A 17,609-nucleotide genomic window follows, 5' to 3' on the forward strand; every position below is an offset into this window, starting at 1 on the left:
AATACTTGCGTGAGCCCTTATTCCTATTATATTTGTTAAACAATTTAAGGGAATTTAATAACCATTTTTAATTTTAAACTATAAATTATGAACAAATCAGATTTAATCAACGCAATGGCTGCTGACGCAGGAATCTCTAAAGCAGCAGCAAAAGCAGCATTAGAATCTTTAACAGATAACGTAACTAGCACTTTAAAAAGTGGTGGTAAAGTAGCATTAGTTGGTTGGGGAACTTGGTCAGTATCGCAAAGAGCTGCAAGAGAAGGAAGAAATCCTCAAACAGGAGCTACTATCCAAATAGCAGCTAAAAATATTGTAAAGTTTAAAGCAGGAGCTGGATTAAGCGACTCTGTAAACTAGTATTAGAATTTATTCTAACATAAAAACTTCTTAGGAAAACCTAAGAAGTTTTTTTTTCGCCTTTATTTTACTACCTTACCTCAACTAAATAGCTATAATGACCTCATTAACACCAAACAAAGGAAGATTACTAATTGCTGAACCTTCTATTTTAAATGACTCATCTTTCAACAGGTCGGTTATTTTATTAACGGAACATACAAATGATAGCTCCATTGGCTTTATTATGAACAAACCCTTGAATTATACAGTCAACGATTTGTTACCCAATATTCAATGTAATTTTAAAGTACACCAAGGAGGCCCTGTAGAACAAGATAATTTATACTTTATCCATAAGCTTCCCGAATTAATTCCGAAAAGCACAGAAGTCGGCAATGGTATTTATTGGGGAGGTAATTTTGATTCTTTAGTCGATCTATTAAACGACGGTAAAATTCCCGAGAATAAAATTCGTTTCTTTTTAGGTTATTCAGGCTGGTCATCTGAACAATTGCTTGATGAGATGAAAACAAAATCTTGGTTTTGTATTGAGAATAAGTATCCTAATATTTTAAACGAAGAAAATACTTCCTTCTGGAAAAAACATTTATTAGAAATTGGTGGTAGCTACAAGCTTTGGGCAAACGCTCCTTCAGATCCGAAATTAAACTAAATCCTCTAACTGCTCAGAAAGTAAAGTGCCAACTTCCGTTGAAAATGTTTTTTTTCTGTAATTCGTTATTGACTGTATCCCCATTATAGCATTACTCACAAATAATTCATCTGCTTTTTGCAAATCAAAAGGAGAAATAGACACTTCTTCTAATGTATAGGCGTCATTTTTAGCAAGCAACTCAATAATTTTCTTTCTTGCAATACCTTTGATACAACCATCAGCTAATTTTGGTGTGCGAATTACCGTACCTTTTACTAAAAATATATTGGCGTTAGTAGCTTCTACCACACTTTTATTTTCATTGATCAAAATACAATTGTCTAATTCGTTTTCATCAGCGTAAATCCCTGCCAAAACATTCAACAATCTATTTGATGACTTTACAGTAGATAACAAGCCAGAAGTCACGTAATGGTCTTTATACAAATCAACTCTATAGCTTTCTTTTTTTATGGAAACAACTTCAAATGCTTCCACTAAAAAATTGATATCATTATTAGTAGGTGTATACAGTCCTCCTTCTTTACGATCCACAGTAAATCGGACTTTACCAATGGTTTTGTCTGAAAGAATTTGCACTAAATTTAAAATTTGCGCTTCAAAATACTCTAAGGTAAAATTCATTGGAATGTCCATTCTTAACATTCTCATAGAAGCCATCAATCTAAAATAATGATCTTCAGAAAAACGAATTTCCCCATTTTTTATACGAATTGTTTCAAACAAAGAGTCACCATATCGATATCCTCTATTTCCAATTGACAAAGCGCAAGATTCTTTTTCTAGCAGCTCACCATTATAATTTACCATAGATCTTAATTTTGAGACTGCAAATTTAAGCAAAAAAAAAGCCTTGAACGGAAGTTCAAGGCTCAAATTCAATATTATTAATTAGGCTCCAATCGTATGTTTCAGCTCACTAATTTGATTTTCCCACAACATTTTTGCTTCTTCAACATCGTCTTCGTCATCTGCAAAATCCGTCACTATTAAGGAAACATCCTTTGTAATAGCATCTATTTGAATTCGGAATTCAAAATAGCCTTCACTGCTATCATCCTCTTCCCACTTGAATCTAGATCGCTCATCATTTTTATTCTGTATCAATTTGGCTACCTCTTCTGCTCCATCCCAAATAAAGGTAAACATAACTCCTCTCGAATTTACGTTATCTGCAAACCATTCTGCCAACCCTGATGGGGTTGAAAAATATTGGTATAACATTGTAGGAGAAGCATGTATGGGAAACTCTAATTCAAATTTTATTTTGCTCATTTTCTATCTATCTTAAGTTTACAATGTATGTAATATTTCCAATAAAAAAAAATATATTTAAAAGTTGAAATTTTTTATTTTTTTTCTTGGTGTATCTATTATTTATTCTATATTTGCACCCGCAAAAGGCGTGGTAGCTCAGTTGGTTAGAGCGTCGGATTCATAACCCGGAGGTCTGCAGTTCAATTCTGCATCACGCTACAAATTAAATAGTCAATAAAAATGCACTTTACAGTGCATTTTTTTATGGAATCAATTCTGACTAAATTACGTACCGAATATAAAGCGAATAGTTTGAATAAGTACACAAAGCCTAAAATCTACCACGGTGGTAAGAGCTTCGACCTTACCAAACGATGGTATGTGTACTATTCTTTCGAACATCCTACAAAAGTTACAGAAAACGGTCATAGATTAATGATCCAACAGCCTCCAATATATTATAATATAAATAGGAATTACAAAACAAAAACAGAGCGGTTAAAAGCCATCAAACAGCTTAGAAACAATATTGAATCTTTGCTTAAGGACGGATGGACTCCTTACGCACTAGAATCAGAGGCTAGGTACACCGCTAAAGCTGCTTTGAACTTTGCCTTAAAACTTAAAAAATCAACTCTTAAAAAGACTTCCTATGACGATTATTCCAACAGACTGTCTCATTTCCTTGAGTATTTAAGAAAAAAAGGATTATCGAGTGCTGATATTAATTCAGTTAACAAAAAAACTGTAAATGACTTCCTTAATTCTTTACTGACTAAATCTAGTGCGAGAAACAGAAACAACACTAGAAGTGTATTAAGTGCTCTGTTTACAATTCTTGAAGACAATGAGCTAATTGATAATAATTTTATTAAGAATATAAAACCTCTAAAAACTACATCGACCAGGAATAAAACTTACACTGGAAAAGGTGTTGACGATATTTATAAATATTTAGAAAAGGAGGATCCTATAATGTTGCTTTTTATCAAATTCGTTTCTTATAACTTTCTTAGACCAATTGAAGTATGTCGACTAAAATCAAAAGACATTAATTTAAAAGAAAGCATATTACATATTGATACTAAAACATCCGCAGCCAAAACAAAAAGAATCCCTAGTATTCTACTTAAGGAATTAATAGATTTAGATTTATCTAGTGAAGATGATTTTTTATTCACACCTACTGGTGTTGGCCGATGGGAAGCTGAAGAAAGAAATAGAAGAGATCACTTTTCAAAACGCTACAAAAAAATTAAAACTATACTTGGTTATGGTCCTGATCACACAATCTATAGTTTCCGGCACACTTTCATAACAAAGTTATATAGAGATTTTAGAAAAACACAATCTCCATTTGAAGCAAAAAGCAACTTAATGTTGATTACAGGGCATTCAACAATGACAGCCCTTGAAAAATATTTAAGAGACATAGATGCTGAACTTCCAAGTGACTACTCTGACCGGCTTAAATAAAAAAACCACCTAATGAGAATTAGGTGGCTGCTATTGTGCTATGAAAAAGAGCCTTTGCGGCTATGATATAAATATAAGAAAAATTTATTAAATTGTATAACTAGAATTATAATGATCTGGAAACACTATTTCCGCCGAACTTAGATTTAACCCATTTGGTTTAAAAACACATATTTGAATTGGAGGTCTATAATCTAAATATTGACCTCGTCCAGATTCAAAATTAATCCTTTTAATGTATTCAGAATACTCTATATTTGATTTACTAATTGAATTAACTCCCGAAACACGTATAGCCTCATATTCAAACCCTGTCTTTTTGAGCATAGCCAAAACTCGAGGTAATGTAGTATTTTCTTTAATCATATTCTTTGATCGTAAAAAAGCTACCGATTCTGAAAATAAAGTAAGATGATCTGTGTTTCCTACTAAGTCAAAACAATTTTTGTCATCGACTTCACAAGTATGCTTGCAAATAACATGATTCTTATTATATCTTTGATGCCCCCACCAATGGGCGTTTTCAACAAAAGTATCCCAAAAATAATACCCAGGACCCAACCAAGTGTTCTCCCAAGTACATTTAAATGGACCATTATCCTCGATGTATTGGGGGTCTTCTCGATCTTCTAAAGTTTGATATAGCGTCTTTTTTGTCAAAATAATTATTCTTCCTTAGTGTTTCTTTTCAGCGGCTCTTCAAGAGAAGACAAGTTTAAGGTAGGTAATACCAAAGGAGGCCTATTTGCTTGCAATGTTAATGTACTGATAAAAGACCTCAAGTAAGGGAAAATAATAGCAATACTGTTTCTATAAAAATATGTAGGTATTTCTTCAAAAGTAATTTTACCTTCAAAATCAAAGTAAGACAAGCATAATACCTTAACGAAGCCGTTTTCCTTATCACCGTTGTGTACAATAATTTCAAAACTCAATTCAAACTTTGAATTTTCTTGACCTTTTATAAATTTCCCCATGGGATTAAAAGATATATCTATTTCTTCCGACGTGTTTTTTGTAAAATCTATTTGTGCTTTTTCGAACACATACCTGTCTAAAGAGAATGCTGCTTTATTCATAATTAATGATATTTATTGGGAACTAATTTAAAAAGAAAAATCCGAAGCGAACTTCGGATTTTCAATTATTTCTTGTGAAAATAAAATATCTAAACTACAATACTTTATCTTTTCTATGTCTTCAAACAGCTTTGATTGAATGATGAAATCAGAAACATTAGGCCCTACTTCATCATACTTCTCTGTTTTTTCCCAATCACTATCAATTTTCTCCTGAGGTGTATTTCTAAAATACAGCTCTAGGTTCTCTAAAAGAGTGCTCATAATAATGTGTTTTTTTTAATTACCCCAACGGTTTTGTATAAAATTAGTGTGGGAGTTGATAATCGTAAGATTCTCAGCCCAGGACTAAACTTTTATTTATTTTGTGTTTTTATCTTAGTCGATTTAAAAATACTTAAATAAATAGAAGTGGCACAATAAAAACTTAAGGAAAATTATTTTTATATTTTACGCAAAGTTATTTTAGTTTTACTGAATTTTACCTAAAATTATCCAATTTTATATAACATATACACAAGCTTACTCATTAAAACAGTACTTAAAAACACAGAATAAAGTAGTTAACATGAGTTTCATGTCTTAAAACTGTTCCTTTTTTCACCTAAAAACGCATAAAATTGTACAAAAAAAACAAACTTTAACAAAATACTACTAACTGTTAACTATAAAAAGACATATAATTTCTACTATATAATTCAGATAGAAAGTTGTCTTAAAAATGATACATAATTGTAATAGAACTCAAGTATTTCGGTTCAAATGCATTTAGCTTCATCATATTCCTTCCATAACCGCCTATAAACTGCCAATTATTTTTTGACAGATAACTAGCCCTGATTGATACAAAATTCATTGTATTTACATCAATCCCTAATCCTAAAAGAGCTCTTTTATTACTTTGGACTATGTTGTTCGTTTTATAAACTTTCAAAGTATCAGTTTGTTTAATAATCCTTGGATATATCGGTTTGTAATTAAATTCACTATTTATAACATTACCTTTAAAATCATTGAATACTGTAAACACGCCATCAATTATTGAATCTTTGACAGTGATAGAATTTTGTTTTAAACTATCCTGGATCACTTCCTTTTTAACCTCCTTTTTAAGGTAGACGATTTTCGGAACTGTATTCAAATTAATTCCATGAGTTGAAACATAATGATTGAATATTTCTAAGGTGTCTATTTTTCCTTTTACAAAAGTAGAATCGATAACAGTTGTTGTTGTTTGGTGCGTGTAACCACCAAGACTAACTATTATTTTATCTTTTAAATATTCAATAGCTAAGTAAATTACAAACAGGGCTATTATTGAAATTATAATTTTGTAAATGTTTTTCATCTTCAATTATTTAATAGTCAATTTCACTTTGCGATCTGGTAACATTTCGAGCAAAGCATCTAAAGTATCTCTCGATTTTTTTACATCAATTCTATCGTCAGTATTTAAATAATCTATTTTTCCAGGAGCAATACAACCTCTTAATTCTTCCACAAAATTTGCAGGGTGTATTAAAATCCATGTCCTACCGGTTACATCTAAAATATGAATATGCCATTTATGCGCTTCTGACCATCTTTTTTCTACCCAATACACTTTAGGCTCAATACAGCTTACATTCTGTCTATTATCCTTCCAAGGAAGCTCCAACGTATCACATTCAAAAATTATTTGCTTAGCTGTTCCTAAACCAAACAGTTTTCCAATAGTTTGTACTTCTCCTTTAGAGTATCGATCTAGTAAAAGTTCTTCAATGAGTTTCATGATGGATTATTTTCAGAATTATCAGTATTTATGTTTGCCTTATTCTTAATGAAAACAGATATGTAAGAAATAACCTGTTGAATTTCATCAAGTATATCTTTTGAAAACACACCAGAGATAGAACACACAACAAAAACAACTTCATCCGGAGCATTCAAATAATTTTTCAATAATATTCCAACACACAACCCGACAAAAGCAGAAACAAACAACACCCCTAAAAATGCTCTAAAACTCATTGTATTTCTTACTCTATGAACAATAGCCCCTATCAAACCACCTACAATAAATCCACCATATTTATCTGCTAATGTTAGTAATACTGTTTTCATAGATGTTTTTTATAGAAGTGGATTGAATTATTAATGACTACGCTTTCATTTAAGATTATTTATTCAAAAATGAATAAATCGTGAAACAATGAAAAAAGTTCTAGTATCCTATTTCCGTAGTGTCATTTATTATTCTCTAGCTTGATTTATAATTTGCATTCCAATAAGTTCCATCATAAACAAACTCCCATAAATCACCATCATTTATAGCTACAGAACTTACCGCTGAACCTTTCATTAAAGAATGACCATTTCCATCAACAGTAACACTTGAATTAGTTCTCTTTACACAAAAAAACATTCCCTCAAATCCCCCTGATGGCAGACTAACAACAATAGGTGAAGAATTATTACATACTATATAATAATCATCACTTAAAATAGTGTAACTCGATGTCACTGTTTTAATACCCACCCTTAAACTTCCGGCAATTACTTTAGAGGTATCTACATATAAATTATTTATATATGTATCCTTGCCTTCTTCGCTCCCACTACCTCTAATGGATATTCTAGAGCCATTATTTAAATTTAGAAAACACTGCTCTAATATAAATTCTGACCATCCATACAACACGTTGGTCTCCATTGATATTTTTTTCTCTCCATCTTCTCCATAATATTCTAATCCTCCTCCTGTCGCTTCCAATCTCTCACCACTATCAGCAGTTTTAAGTAATCTTACCCCTAGATTTTCAATATAGGCTTGTTGAGCAAATAATAAACCTGTCGCAACATTTTCAAATTGAGATCCAAAATCATCCCAATAAGAAGGATTCCAAACAGAAATGGTAGCATCTATTCCTTTATAAATCTTATAATCTGAACCGTATTTAACAACATCTCTACGGTTATTGTTATTGTAATATGTGTTTGTAGCTAAAAAATCTCCTCTAAAAACAACACCTGCTCCAGCTATTCCTTCATCTCCTTTTATCTTAGTCCAAGTATAATCTGTAGCTATTTCACTTGCTAAACTACCTGAAGGTTTATTGAATGCTAACCCCAAATAAGGCTTTGTATTATCATCTGAAATACCGGATCCATTTAAATCATCAGCATATTTCCTCCAAACAATCAAGCTTTCTCCATCTACTCCAGTATTTCCTGTTTGACCTTTTTCTGCAGATATTTTCCAATATGTAGTATTGGTCGGAAGTTGACTTGTAGAAATATCATTTACATAAGTATATGTTGATCCTTGATAAGTCACCTGTTCACCTTTGTAATAAACATCCTCACTAGAATAATCGCCACGAAAAACCACAATTGGAAAAACATCACCCGATTCTGATTTTAGCTTAACATTTTTTAATGTCAATTGGTTAGGTGCAGTTACATTCCAATCCATGCTGCTAGTGGAGTTTCCAATTTTAAATTGATTTCCAGTTAAATCAAAAAAATTAAAACCATCTATAGATTGAATCCTCCCTGTCTTAATTGTATCACCAACTATATAAGTAATACCTTTAGTAAAATCAAAATCTCTTCTATCATCAATCACGTTAAAAAGGACACCCAATTGAAACAAGAAATACCCAGCTTCATCTTCTACTTTTTTTTGTTCAGTCGATATATACCAGGTACCAACAAGCGAAGTTTTACTACATTTTGCAAAAACATAATATGTACTGGTTGGAACAAGTGTATTAAAAGAAGCAGCTGGAACATTCCAAATATAACCTAAACCTTCAATTGAAATTTGGTTATGCACTAATTGACCGGCTGAAATGCTTAATGAATTTTCATTTCCTCCTGCATTTGTTTCTATTCTTACGTCTAACAATCCGAAATCACCCGATTTAAAACCATTGGTAATCATTGAAGTTTCAATCGATAAAGGTTTAATATTACCCATATCAAAATAACCATCAGGATCATAAACAAGACTCTGTAATTGCCTTGTTCTATTTACTGCTATTCGATTTCTTTCAATTGAGGACCTGTCTATACTCCTAGTCCTAATATTTGTATCAACTGCATTTTTTATAAGTCTTTCTTGCTCCGTATATGGAATAAAATTAGCTATAGTCGCTTTAATATCGTTTGGATTTACGAGAGGATAAGAGATTTGAGAAACGTGAATATCTTTATCAATTCCTAAATTAGGATCCAACAAATTAACTGTATCAGCCACATTTAGAGAAATAGCATTATCCCGAATATACTTTTCGTCTAAATCCAAAGAATACGTAACTCTAGGCACGCTATTTTCATCTAAATATTCTTGTGTTTTAGCCTCTAAATCTGTTTCAGCAGCATCAATATATGATTGCGGCATATTTATATCAACCAAAATATATTCATCGCCTATTTCTGGTTTATTCAAATCATTAGGCAACTTATAATCATTGGCTTCTTCCAATTCTATTAATGTGTATTCTTTTACTGAATTGTCATATTTAAATTCAAACTCATAACCAGCTAAAGAACCTGACTTAAAAACTATCTTTTGAGGAACACCCTCTAAAAGATGATCATTAATATTAAAATCTAAACTTGAATCAAATACTTTAAAAATATTTCCAGGATCAATTGCCGAAACTGTTCCAGTTCTTTGAGGAAAAATAGAATCATCAGTAAAGACACCCTCCCGAATACCATATAATTCAACATTAGATTCTAGCTTCAAATCATTAAAGACTAATCTTTTTTTCCCTCCACGATAATCAAATTTTAAATTCTTAGCAGCTCCAAAACCAAAAACTCTTGTAACGATATTTGCATCACTCATAGCGTTTCTAGTTAAAGAATACAGGCCTTTTCCTCTACCGTACTCAAAACTTAAAGTAGTGTTTACACCAACAGTTTTAGCCAATGTAAATGCTTTTCCATCCAACCTCCATTCTAATTCAAATTCCTTAACAATTGTATTTAAAGCATTTCTACAATTCTGTGATGAAAAGACTATTGTTTTGCTTTCAGTCGACTCGATAGTTGCTATGGACCAACCTGTATCAACAGCATTCAAATTAATAAGCAGTAAATTTACTAGGTCTTCAGCGGTACCATGATATGAAAAATCAGCAGCCCCTTCATCCATGAATATTTTATTGTAAAGATTGTAAATCACATCTTCAAAATGAATAATGTACTCATATTGAAAATTGGAAATCTTTTTACAAGATGGAGCTTGATTTATATAATACTTCTCTCCTTTCCACTCAATGTAATCTCCAATTTGAATAGGTAAAACATTAGTAACAAAAAAGGTTGATGTTATTCTTTTTTCTCCCATAAATCTATGGAAGAATTTAGTTTTATCATCAATTGAAACTGATGCTACTTCAACAGAATTCCTAAGGATTGATAAATTCATTAATTTAAAACTTCTATATATTCAAAAATTTATGATGTACCTCGTTCACTGGATCTACTTTGTATTGCCCCCAATCATTTGGGAAATAATCCAAGTATCTATCATCATAAAGTAAATCTATTTCTGTATTGCCGTTTTTTTCTTCTACTACAGTAACAGTATATTTATGAGTTGGTACTTTTACTTCTTCAATTGTTTCTGATCCTAAGCCATCAATCAATCCATTAACTAAATTTTCAGGAATTAAATATTTTGCTATATGTTTATTTATTGCCGCCATTTTTATCTACTAGTTATGGTTATAAATTCTTCGTCTGTTTTGTAAATGCTATCTACTGCCATCAGTGCAATTTCTCCGTTACCTCTAGGATCAGCTTCACTGGAATAGTGATAAGGCATAAAATCAGCATCTAATGCTATACTTCCAGCTTCTGCAACATCTGCAGTTAGAGCTTTTTTGATTCCTCCAATAAACACCCTGTTTTCTATCTCTGAAAAATTAATAGCCACATTGTAAATACCGCCATCCGCAAATGTTTGCAAACATTTAACGTGTCTCATTAATACATTTCCTTTATATAAATAAGCTTCAAATTCAGTATCGTTGTAATTTATAGTTATGTAGTTACCGGCAGATTCATAGGCCGCATGTCTTGTAGTTACACCACTTTCAAATAAAAATTTGATAATAAAATTAAACTCTCCTTTATCTAAAAATCCTGTAACTGTTGGAAATTTGCATTTATCGCCTAGTCTAGTAACTATAGCACCAGTAGTTTTAGCATAGCTTTTAAGACTAGTACCCGCCACTAAATTTAAACCAGTCATGAACACCTTTTTATTAGATTGGCTATCATCCTTCACAATTCCGTTTGCAGAGAGATTAGCCGTTCCTGTTGTACCCTTTCCATATATCCGGTATAGGCCACCTCCTACATATTGAGTAAGACAATTTGCACTCGGTACTCTAGTACCTCCAATCACTATTGAGAAATCATTGGTAATAGCCCCTGAACTCCCAATTACAGGCTCCGAGAAGTCATCCAACATAGCAAATGCTGAGAATACGTGGTCTGTTTCTGATACAGCAATACCACAATATCTATAGTTTGTATGCCCATCACCGTCTAACACAATTCCATTTGTAACTGCATCTGCATTTAAAAAAGGAATTGCTCTACTTTCATAAATAATATTTGACTCAGAACCTTCCGCAACCGTCGGCTCTGAGTTTTTAACTCTCTGAATAAATGAATCTGATTCAAACTTATAAAAGGGAACTCTTTCACCATTTACTTCTCGGTAGTTAATTCGTAATTTATCTACAACTTCCTGCTTCTGATTTCCGAATTTATCTATAAACGCTCCTCCTCCACCTGTAAAAAATGCGTTAGCTGAACCGTCTATTGGAAGAGCAGCAGGAACAAAACTATCTGCTTGTAAAAATGGCGCAATCAATATTCCTGCAGAATTATTTTCACCTAATATTTTTTCTAAAGCTATTAAGTCGATTGTTGTTCCTCCTTCTAATTGACTAACCGTATCAGCTATAGTATAAGCAGTAGAACCTGTTAGCAATGTCTGGTGCCTTCTGTCTACCTCCGTTTTATTTTCATTTATAAATTCTAAGTTTTCCACTGCTTTTTCGTCAACAGCTTCAATAGCTTCGGTCAATATCAACTCTCTAGCATCAGCACTTTCAATAGTTTCTCTTAAACCAATAGCAGTTAGCAGTGAAGTTAAAGTCGAATCATCCTCAGAATCTTCATTGGCTATCCAAGCGGCAATTTCCTGCAACGTATCAAAGGCTTCTGGTGCCGATCCTTTCAATGCTGAAATTTGTTCATCCGTATAAATCTTGGTGTCAAATGTTACTAGTGTTCCAGATTCATTTGTAAAACTAATTACATGATTGTTTACGGTTAAACTTGTAACTGTTTCAGCAGCTTTTGCTGCAGCAGTAAAATCACTAATGGTAGCTGCTAACTGTGTACCTGTATGATTTGCTCTTGGCACGGATGCAGCTATAGCTTCAGCTTTAGCCGCTGAAATTCCTCCAGCAGTATCACTTGGCACATTACCCATTTTTGCCTTTTCAGCTGCGGTGTACCGTTTCGTATCTACTCCATCAGCTAAATCATCAGTTGTAAATGCTTCCAATAACTGACTAGAATCTAATGCTTCTACTTCGCCATTGTCAGTGTTACCAACCATTATTTTGTAGCCTTTTTTAAATAAGACCATTGGATTCATCGGATTATCTCCTTCCCAAAAATTTAATACTCCCATAATTCTAGTTTATAATTATTGCATTGTTATTATTATCTGCAATAGCATCCCCATTGTTATCTACCAATTGCATTTCATTTTCATATATATATCCTCTATCATTTACTAAAAGCTCACATCTCATTTCTGCAACTGCCTTATTTGAAAAAACTTTGATATTTTTTACATTAAATCCATTTATAGCCCAAACTTGCCTACTGGTCATATCCATATTTAAGTGATGTAAACCTTCTGAAGCTAAAATTGTATGAAATTGGGCTATTCCTGTTTTTAGATCAGAAAAGGAATCGTGAATAAAAACCAAATCAACATGGACTTTTTGCAGATCTTCTTTTGTTAGTTCAAACCCTTCTTTTCCATAAACTGAAAAGTTTTGTTTTTTTGTTCCTGGTCTATTTAAGTTTTTGTCTGTTTTCTTAACCAAGGCACCAAAGCTTTTAAACGGAATTCCATTTAGGCCAAGCTCGTTGTATTGATTTCCTGTTGGAAGTACCTCATTAGGAACTGCCGCAACAGGCTCACGAAAAGGGATCATAACTTTGCACCAACCTTCAGACAAATAATCAACATTGATTTCTTCTTTTACATAAACCTCAAAAGTTCCATATGGCGTTTCAAAATCCACCAAATCGGTAAAAGCATTTATTACTTTGTAAAATGCTTTCAAACGATAAACTGCACTTGATCTATCAGCTGATTTCAATAATGCATAAAACTTAATATCTCTACCTTCAAACATAATTTCACTTGCCGCAACATAAGGCTCAACACCGTGTTGATCTGGCCATGAATGAAATGTTTTTCCCATACGTTTTGGCATGTCCAAAACACCTGTTACAGCAATGTTACTGTTTGGTGCTTGACTTGCTATAAAACCATAGTCTGAAAGTAATATGTCGTTTAATTTATACATCTAAATATGCCCCATATCCCGAGCTGATTGACTAGGTGTTGTGTTCACTATTAAAGTTTCAGTTTTAGAAATAAGCGTATCAAGTCTAGACACTGTATTGGCCGTATTAATCACTATCTGCGAAAGATGCCTTTCACTATCTTTTGCATACGAATTGGATACAGAATACGCTACAGCTTCTTGCTCCGCTAACGCCAGTAATCTTTTTGTATAATCATTTTGCCCCCTAAACAAACCCTCTAAAACACTTCCTGTTTCTTCTGTAATTTCTCTTCTTACTGAACCTGTTAGCCCTTTTTGTTCGCTACTTCCAAAATCAAGACCTAAATCTTCTGTTGTTTTTTTAATTGCTTCCCAATATTGTTCAGTCTTTTTTGCATTTTCTTCAGTCCAAGCTCTTAATTCCGCCAAATCTTGGTCCGTAAAATCAGCAACCCCAACACCTGCTTGAAGTGCTTCCAACTTTTTTTGCTCTCGCTCTAAACTTCTTTTTAACTCCGCAATTCTTTCCTTTTCTACTAAAACTTCTTGCTTTGTCTTTCTAGATGGAGTGTTCTCCCATTCGTAAACAGAACTTTCGTATTCTTCCTTTATCGCCCTTACTTTTTCTTCTTGGTCGAGTGCCAAGGAAGCATCGGTATCATAGAGCTCTGCAAATTTGTCGAGAAACTCCTTCGATAGCGGCTCGAGGTGTTCCTTCTTAAAAGTTTCAAGAATGGCATTTCCAACAATATCTTCAAAAGCATTAGCAAACGATTCTATTGCACTTTCACCATCCTTTAAGCCTTCAAAAATATTATCCGCAAAAGTATCTCTAGTTGTTGATGTGATAAAAGCATCATACTCTTCTTTTAACTCAATTATTTCTTGTTTAGCAGCGTCTGCATCAGCTTGAAATTGTTCCAGTTTGGCTTGATCCGTTCCACTTCCTGTTCCTTTTTTACCAACCTTAATTCCAAAAACCTTAACAGCTTTTCTCGCTTTACTTTCAGCTTCTTGAGCTGCTTTTAATTTCTCCTCTTTTTCCTTTATACTGTTTATATAATTGAGCTTTTCTTTAGCCTGGTTTACTCCTACTGTGTTTTTTATGTTATTGGAAATCTGAATAGAAATTTTTTCTAATTCTTTAATAGCTTCCTCAAATTTTTCTGTATCAGAAACTACTTCCACGGTTAAAGCACTGTTTAAAACAGCTAAACTTCCTCCAACAATATCTCCACTTGCAATTCTCCCAACACCATCAGCAACACCCGACAATTGCCCTAATAATTCAGCTACACCTTCTTCTCCAAATTTGGAAAATAAACTTTGAGCATCCCCTAAAGCTGAAGAAACTAAACTCATTTGATTTGCCAGCTCTTCACCGAATGACTTAGCTATTCCGGTAACATTATTCTCTAATTGTTTAATCTCATTTTGTGTTGCTACACTGGCTTTTCCTCCAGAGACAGCAGCTTCCTTTTTTGCCTTTTCTTTTGCTGTTTTTAACCTTGCTTCAGCTATTTTCTTTTCATCTCGTAACTTTTTAAGTCCCAACAGGCTTAAAAAATCATAATTGTTTTCTTCTATTTTAATAAGTTTCTCACCAACACCTTTAGCTTGATCCAATTCTTCTTTCTTGAATTGAACTTTAATAGCAAGTTTTTCACGTTCTATTTCATTAGTACTCGATGCTAATTCTTTTTCTAATTGTAGAAGTTCACCATTTAGCGTTTTGACTGATTTCACATAATCAACATATTGTGTAGAATCTATTTCAACCGCTCCTTTAACCACCCCTTCTATTGCTCCTTCTTTTACCCTGGTACCTGCTCCTGCTTCTAAGTAAAGTAGTTTTTCAGCCGTTGTTTTCGCTGCTTCTAACTTTTTATTTAGATACTCTTGATAGCTCGAATACTGAAGATTTAAACCTTCTTTATATTTTTTTGCATCCGTTTCAAAACCATTATGAACGAGTTTTTCATAAGAATCATATGCTTCTTTTTTCTTTGCTAAAGACTCCTTCAGTTTATCAGTATCCAAAAGATTAGTTTTTGGATCTTCACCTCGCTCAACCAATTCAATTCTTTCCTTAGCAAATTTTCTAGCTGCAACTTGTACTTCTGACAAATCAGAAATAGCTTTATCCTTATTTAAGAATTTATCGAATATTGATTTATCCTTTGCATAATCAACAGAACTTATTTGGAATATTTCTTTTTTAGTTTTTTCTATTTCCTCTAAAATTACAGTTCGTTTATTCGAAGCATCAACCAATAATTGATTTGAAGAACCTTTAAAAAGTTTTATGAAATTTTCATCACTTGATGATAGAATTTCTTTGACCACATTGTCAATATCAGTTCTCATTTCATATAAGGATAGTTTCAATTTATCCCTTTCTTTTTTTCCTCTTTCTATTGCTTTTTCAAAAGTATTCTTCAAAAACGAGTTCACATTTCCTTCAATAGCATCATTGGAAAAACCAGGAATACTAATTGTCCCTCCAATTCCTTTGGTTCTAAAAATATCAGAATTGTAATTGGTTAGAATTTCTTTAACCTTCTTGCCTTTTTCGATTACATCTTCTTGACTCGAAAGGACCTCTTGCAATTGATCTCTTACTGGATCATATTCATTCCCTTGAAAATCTCCTATCTGAAATTCGACAATATCTTGATTCAGCTTGTTTTTAAATTCTAAAATACCTTTTATCGCGTCTTGATATAACTTTTGATGCTCGGCAATATCTTCTTCTTTTTCTGCTATAATTTTTCTTTCAGCAATTAAAGTATTGTATTGATTTATATTATCTGATAAAACTTTATAAGCTTCAGCCTCATTATTAACTCCCTCAACTAATGACGGACTAATAGATTTTAACTCTTTAACAATCTCAATTCTCTCCTCTGCAGATGAGTTTGCATCATTGTATTTAAGAAACAAACTATTTACTGTTACCGCCTCTTTTTCAATTGACTTTATCGAATCATCAACAGATTCTATAATAGAATTCAAATCTCTAGCAATGCTAGTGCTCATTTTCAAAACAGAATTACCAATTCCAATTGTACTAGCTTTAATTCTATTTCCAAATATCTTCCACTGATTCTCATGATCATTCAACATTATATCGGCAGCTCTCTGAGTTGCTCCCAAAGTATTGTTATAAGTTTTCAAATCTGCTTTTGCTGATCTGGCATTTTTTCCAGAAACAGCCAAAATTGCTTGTACCGCTTCAATAGATCCAACTTGCTTCTTTATTGCTGTTTGACTTCCATTCATTTCATCAAACAATGCGCTCATGTTTTGTTGAAATGTTTTAGTACCATCTAACTTACCTGCCTCACTTAAACCAACTATTGCTGCCCTAATTTGTGTCATAGCTTGAGCCGTAGGAACACCTTGTTTGGTTAGTGTCGCAACAGTACTCAAAATCTCATTTAATGGAATATTTGAAGCCGCTGCAATTGGAGCTACTTGAGAAATATAAGCGGCCAATTCGGTAAACGTTGTTTTACCTAATTTCACAGTGTTAAAAAGCGCATCAGAAACTTCCTCTGATTTTTCCGCCTCTATTTTATATGCGTTTAAAACAGTTGTCAGACCATCGGCTGCTGTTATAGTATCGGTAACACCAGCAACTGCCGCCTTAGATGCAACCTCTAATAATTCTAATCCTTTTGCTCCATCATAGCCAGCTGAAACAATTTGGTAATAAGCGTTCGCTAATTCTTTAGGTTCATCTGGACTTATTTTAGACAATGAGAAAACGTCTTCCGAAATTCCCTTAAAATTAGCTTGAGTTGCAACCGAAATAGTTTCAACTTCTTTCATGGCATGCTCAAACTCACTTGCTAGTCTGTATGCATCATTTGCTATTAATGTAAAGGCAGCTGCAGCTCCAATTGCTAAAGCAGCAAAAGGATTTATTTTGGAAATATCAGTCGCCATGGATTGAATAATCCCAACTCCCTCTTCCTTTCCTTTAAGAAGTCCTGAATTATCTAATCCAGTTGAAAAAAACAATGAATTTTCACCCTGTACTGCCATCTAAAACGCTTTAGAATAAAAGTACTTTCACAAGTCTCTTAAAAGAAGTATTTTAGATGTCCAATCCCGTAGTGTCATTTATTTTATGTACTCACTTTCGTTTACTAAAAACAAGTCCAAGAA

Annotated in this window: 16 protein-coding genes and 1 tRNA gene; 4 read left to right on the forward strand and 13 right to left on the reverse strand. The window is 32.9% G+C overall.

Going from position 1 to position 17,609, the window contains the following annotated elements; genetic code table 11:
- Positions 1 to 87: 87 nt before the first annotated feature.
- Positions 88 to 360: an HU family DNA-binding protein gene (locus tag FGM02_RS14185; protein WP_139959153.1), complete on the forward strand. Its 273-nt coding sequence runs from the start codon at positions 88 to 90 to the stop codon at positions 358 to 360.
- A 97-nt stretch (positions 361 to 457) separates the two neighbouring features.
- The gene (locus FGM02_RS14190; protein ID WP_139959154.1) at positions 458 to 1,015 is read left to right on the forward strand and encodes a YqgE/AlgH family protein; all 558 of its coding nucleotides are present in this window, start codon (positions 458 to 460) and stop codon (positions 1,013 to 1,015) included.
- Here FGM02_RS14190 and FGM02_RS14195 read toward each other — a convergent pair.
- Positions 1,007 to 1,828, reverse strand: coding sequence for an aminotransferase class IV (locus FGM02_RS14195; RefSeq protein ID WP_139959155.1), 822 nt, complete (start codon positions 1,826 to 1,828; stop codon positions 1,007 to 1,009). The two genes, FGM02_RS14190 and FGM02_RS14195, sit on opposite strands and share 9 nt — an antisense overlap.
- A gap of 81 nt (positions 1,829 to 1,909) precedes the next feature.
- The gene (locus FGM02_RS14200; protein WP_139959156.1) at positions 1,910 to 2,293 is read right to left on the reverse strand and encodes an START-like domain-containing protein; all 384 of its coding nucleotides are present in this window, start codon (positions 2,291 to 2,293) and stop codon (positions 1,910 to 1,912) included.
- 127 nt (positions 2,294 to 2,420) lie between these two features.
- On the opposite strand from FGM02_RS14200, the gene FGM02_RS14205 reads away from it, so the two are divergent.
- Both FGM02_RS14205 and FGM02_RS14210 read left to right on the forward strand, forming a co-directional pair.
- A tRNA-Met gene (locus tag FGM02_RS14205) sits at positions 2,421 to 2,494 on the forward strand.
- Between the two features lie 21 nt (positions 2,495 to 2,515).
- Positions 2,516 to 3,751 carry a tyrosine-type recombinase/integrase gene (locus tag FGM02_RS14210; protein ID WP_243739416.1) on the forward strand — a complete coding sequence of 412 codons (1,236 nt, stop codon included), beginning with the start codon at positions 2,516 to 2,518 and terminating at the stop codon, positions 3,749 to 3,751.
- Positions 3,752 to 3,838: 87 nt separating this feature from the next.
- Here FGM02_RS14210 and FGM02_RS14215 read toward each other — a convergent pair whose 3' ends face one another.
- From FGM02_RS14215 to FGM02_RS14265, 11 genes are all read right to left on the reverse strand, one after another.
- On the reverse strand, positions 3,839 to 4,411 hold the full coding sequence (locus tag FGM02_RS14215; RefSeq protein ID WP_139959157.1) for a hypothetical protein: 573 nt from the start codon (positions 4,409 to 4,411) through the stop codon (positions 3,839 to 3,841).
- Between the two features lie 5 nt (positions 4,412 to 4,416).
- Positions 4,417 to 4,830 carry a protein-export chaperone SecB gene (locus FGM02_RS14220; RefSeq protein ID WP_139959158.1) on the reverse strand — a complete coding sequence of 138 codons (414 nt, stop codon included), beginning with the start codon at positions 4,828 to 4,830 and terminating at the stop codon, positions 4,417 to 4,419.
- A 27-nt stretch (positions 4,831 to 4,857) separates the two neighbouring features.
- Positions 4,858 to 5,094, reverse strand: a complete 237-nt coding sequence (locus FGM02_RS14225; protein ID WP_139959159.1) for a hypothetical protein — start codon at positions 5,092 to 5,094, stop codon at positions 4,858 to 4,860.
- A gap of 451 nt (positions 5,095 to 5,545) precedes the next feature.
- Positions 5,546 to 6,178, reverse strand: coding sequence for a hypothetical protein (locus FGM02_RS14230; protein WP_139959160.1), 633 nt, complete (start codon positions 6,176 to 6,178; stop codon positions 5,546 to 5,548).
- Positions 6,179 to 6,184: 6 nt separating this feature from the next.
- Positions 6,185 to 6,601, reverse strand: a complete 417-nt coding sequence (locus FGM02_RS14235; RefSeq protein WP_139959161.1) for a DUF5675 family protein — start codon at positions 6,599 to 6,601, stop codon at positions 6,185 to 6,187.
- Entirely contained in the window at positions 6,598 to 6,933 is a 336-nt protein-coding gene (locus tag FGM02_RS14240; protein WP_139959162.1) for a phage holin family protein, read from the reverse strand. Before FGM02_RS14240 ends, FGM02_RS14235 begins: the two co-directional genes overlap by 4 nt.
- Positions 6,934 to 7,069: 136 nt before the next feature.
- Positions 7,070 to 10,252 (reverse strand): phage tail protein, encoded by a 3,183-nt coding sequence (locus FGM02_RS14245; RefSeq protein ID WP_139959163.1) that lies wholly within the window; start codon positions 10,250 to 10,252, stop codon positions 7,070 to 7,072.
- Between the two features lie 13 nt (positions 10,253 to 10,265).
- Positions 10,266 to 10,532 (reverse strand): hypothetical protein, encoded by a 267-nt coding sequence (locus FGM02_RS14250; RefSeq protein ID WP_139959164.1) that lies wholly within the window; start codon positions 10,530 to 10,532, stop codon positions 10,266 to 10,268.
- 2 nt (positions 10,533 to 10,534) lie between these two features.
- Positions 10,535 to 12,541, reverse strand: coding sequence for a hypothetical protein (locus FGM02_RS14255; RefSeq protein WP_139959165.1), 2,007 nt, complete (start codon positions 12,539 to 12,541; stop codon positions 10,535 to 10,537).
- 4 nt (positions 12,542 to 12,545) lie between these two features.
- A complete protein-coding gene (locus tag FGM02_RS14260) occupies positions 12,546 to 13,454 on the reverse strand; it encodes a hypothetical protein (RefSeq protein ID WP_139959166.1) in 909 nt (302 codons plus the stop codon).
- Positions 13,455 to 17,486 carry a phage tail tape measure protein gene (locus FGM02_RS14265; RefSeq protein ID WP_139959167.1) on the reverse strand — a complete coding sequence of 1,344 codons (4,032 nt, stop codon included), beginning with the start codon at positions 17,484 to 17,486 and terminating at the stop codon, positions 13,455 to 13,457. It abuts the gene before it with no gap.
- Positions 17,487 to 17,609: the final 123 nt, after the last annotated feature.

Source organism: Flavicella sediminum, assembly GCF_006381105.1.
Classification (GTDB): Bacteria; Bacteroidota; Bacteroidia; order Flavobacteriales; family Flavobacteriaceae; genus Flavicella; species Flavicella sediminum.

Coding starts and splice junctions, on each gene's coding strand:
- FGM02_RS14210 (WP_243739416.1), top strand. CDS start 2,516: ATGCACTTTACAGTGCATTTTTTTATGGAATCAATTCTGACTAAATTA.
- FGM02_RS14230 (WP_139959160.1), bottom strand. CDS start 6,178: ATGAAAAACATTTACAAAATTATAATTTCAATAATAGCCCTGTTTGTA.
- FGM02_RS14240 (WP_139959162.1), bottom strand. CDS start 6,933: ATGAAAACAGTATTACTAACATTAGCAGATAAATATGGTGGATTTATT.
- FGM02_RS14255 (WP_139959165.1), bottom strand. CDS start 12,541: ATGGGAGTATTAAATTTTTGGGAAGGAGATAATCCGATGAATCCAATG.
- FGM02_RS14200 (WP_139959156.1), bottom strand. CDS start 2,293: ATGAGCAAAATAAAATTTGAATTAGAGTTTCCCATACATGCTTCTCCT.
- FGM02_RS14265 (WP_139959167.1), bottom strand. CDS start 17,486: ATGGCAGTACAGGGTGAAAATTCATTGTTTTTTTCAACTGGATTAGAT.
- FGM02_RS14245 (WP_139959163.1), bottom strand. CDS start 10,252: ATGAATTTATCAATCCTTAGGAATTCTGTTGAAGTAGCATCAGTTTCA.
- FGM02_RS14260 (WP_139959166.1), bottom strand. CDS start 13,454: ATGTATAAATTAAACGACATATTACTTTCAGACTATGGTTTTATAGCA.
- FGM02_RS14190 (WP_139959154.1), top strand. CDS start 458: ATGACCTCATTAACACCAAACAAAGGAAGATTACTAATTGCTGAACCT.
- FGM02_RS14225 (WP_139959159.1), bottom strand. CDS start 5,094: ATGAGCACTCTTTTAGAGAACCTAGAGCTGTATTTTAGAAATACACCT.
- FGM02_RS14235 (WP_139959161.1), bottom strand. CDS start 6,601: ATGAAACTCATTGAAGAACTTTTACTAGATCGATACTCTAAAGGAGAA.
- FGM02_RS14185 (WP_139959153.1), top strand. CDS start 88: ATGAACAAATCAGATTTAATCAACGCAATGGCTGCTGACGCAGGAATC.
- FGM02_RS14250 (WP_139959164.1), bottom strand. CDS start 10,532: ATGGCGGCAATAAATAAACATATAGCAAAATATTTAATTCCTGAAAAT.
- FGM02_RS14220 (WP_139959158.1), bottom strand. CDS start 4,830: ATGAATAAAGCAGCATTCTCTTTAGACAGGTATGTGTTCGAAAAAGCA.
- FGM02_RS14195 (WP_139959155.1), bottom strand. CDS start 1,828: ATGGTAAATTATAATGGTGAGCTGCTAGAAAAAGAATCTTGCGCTTTG.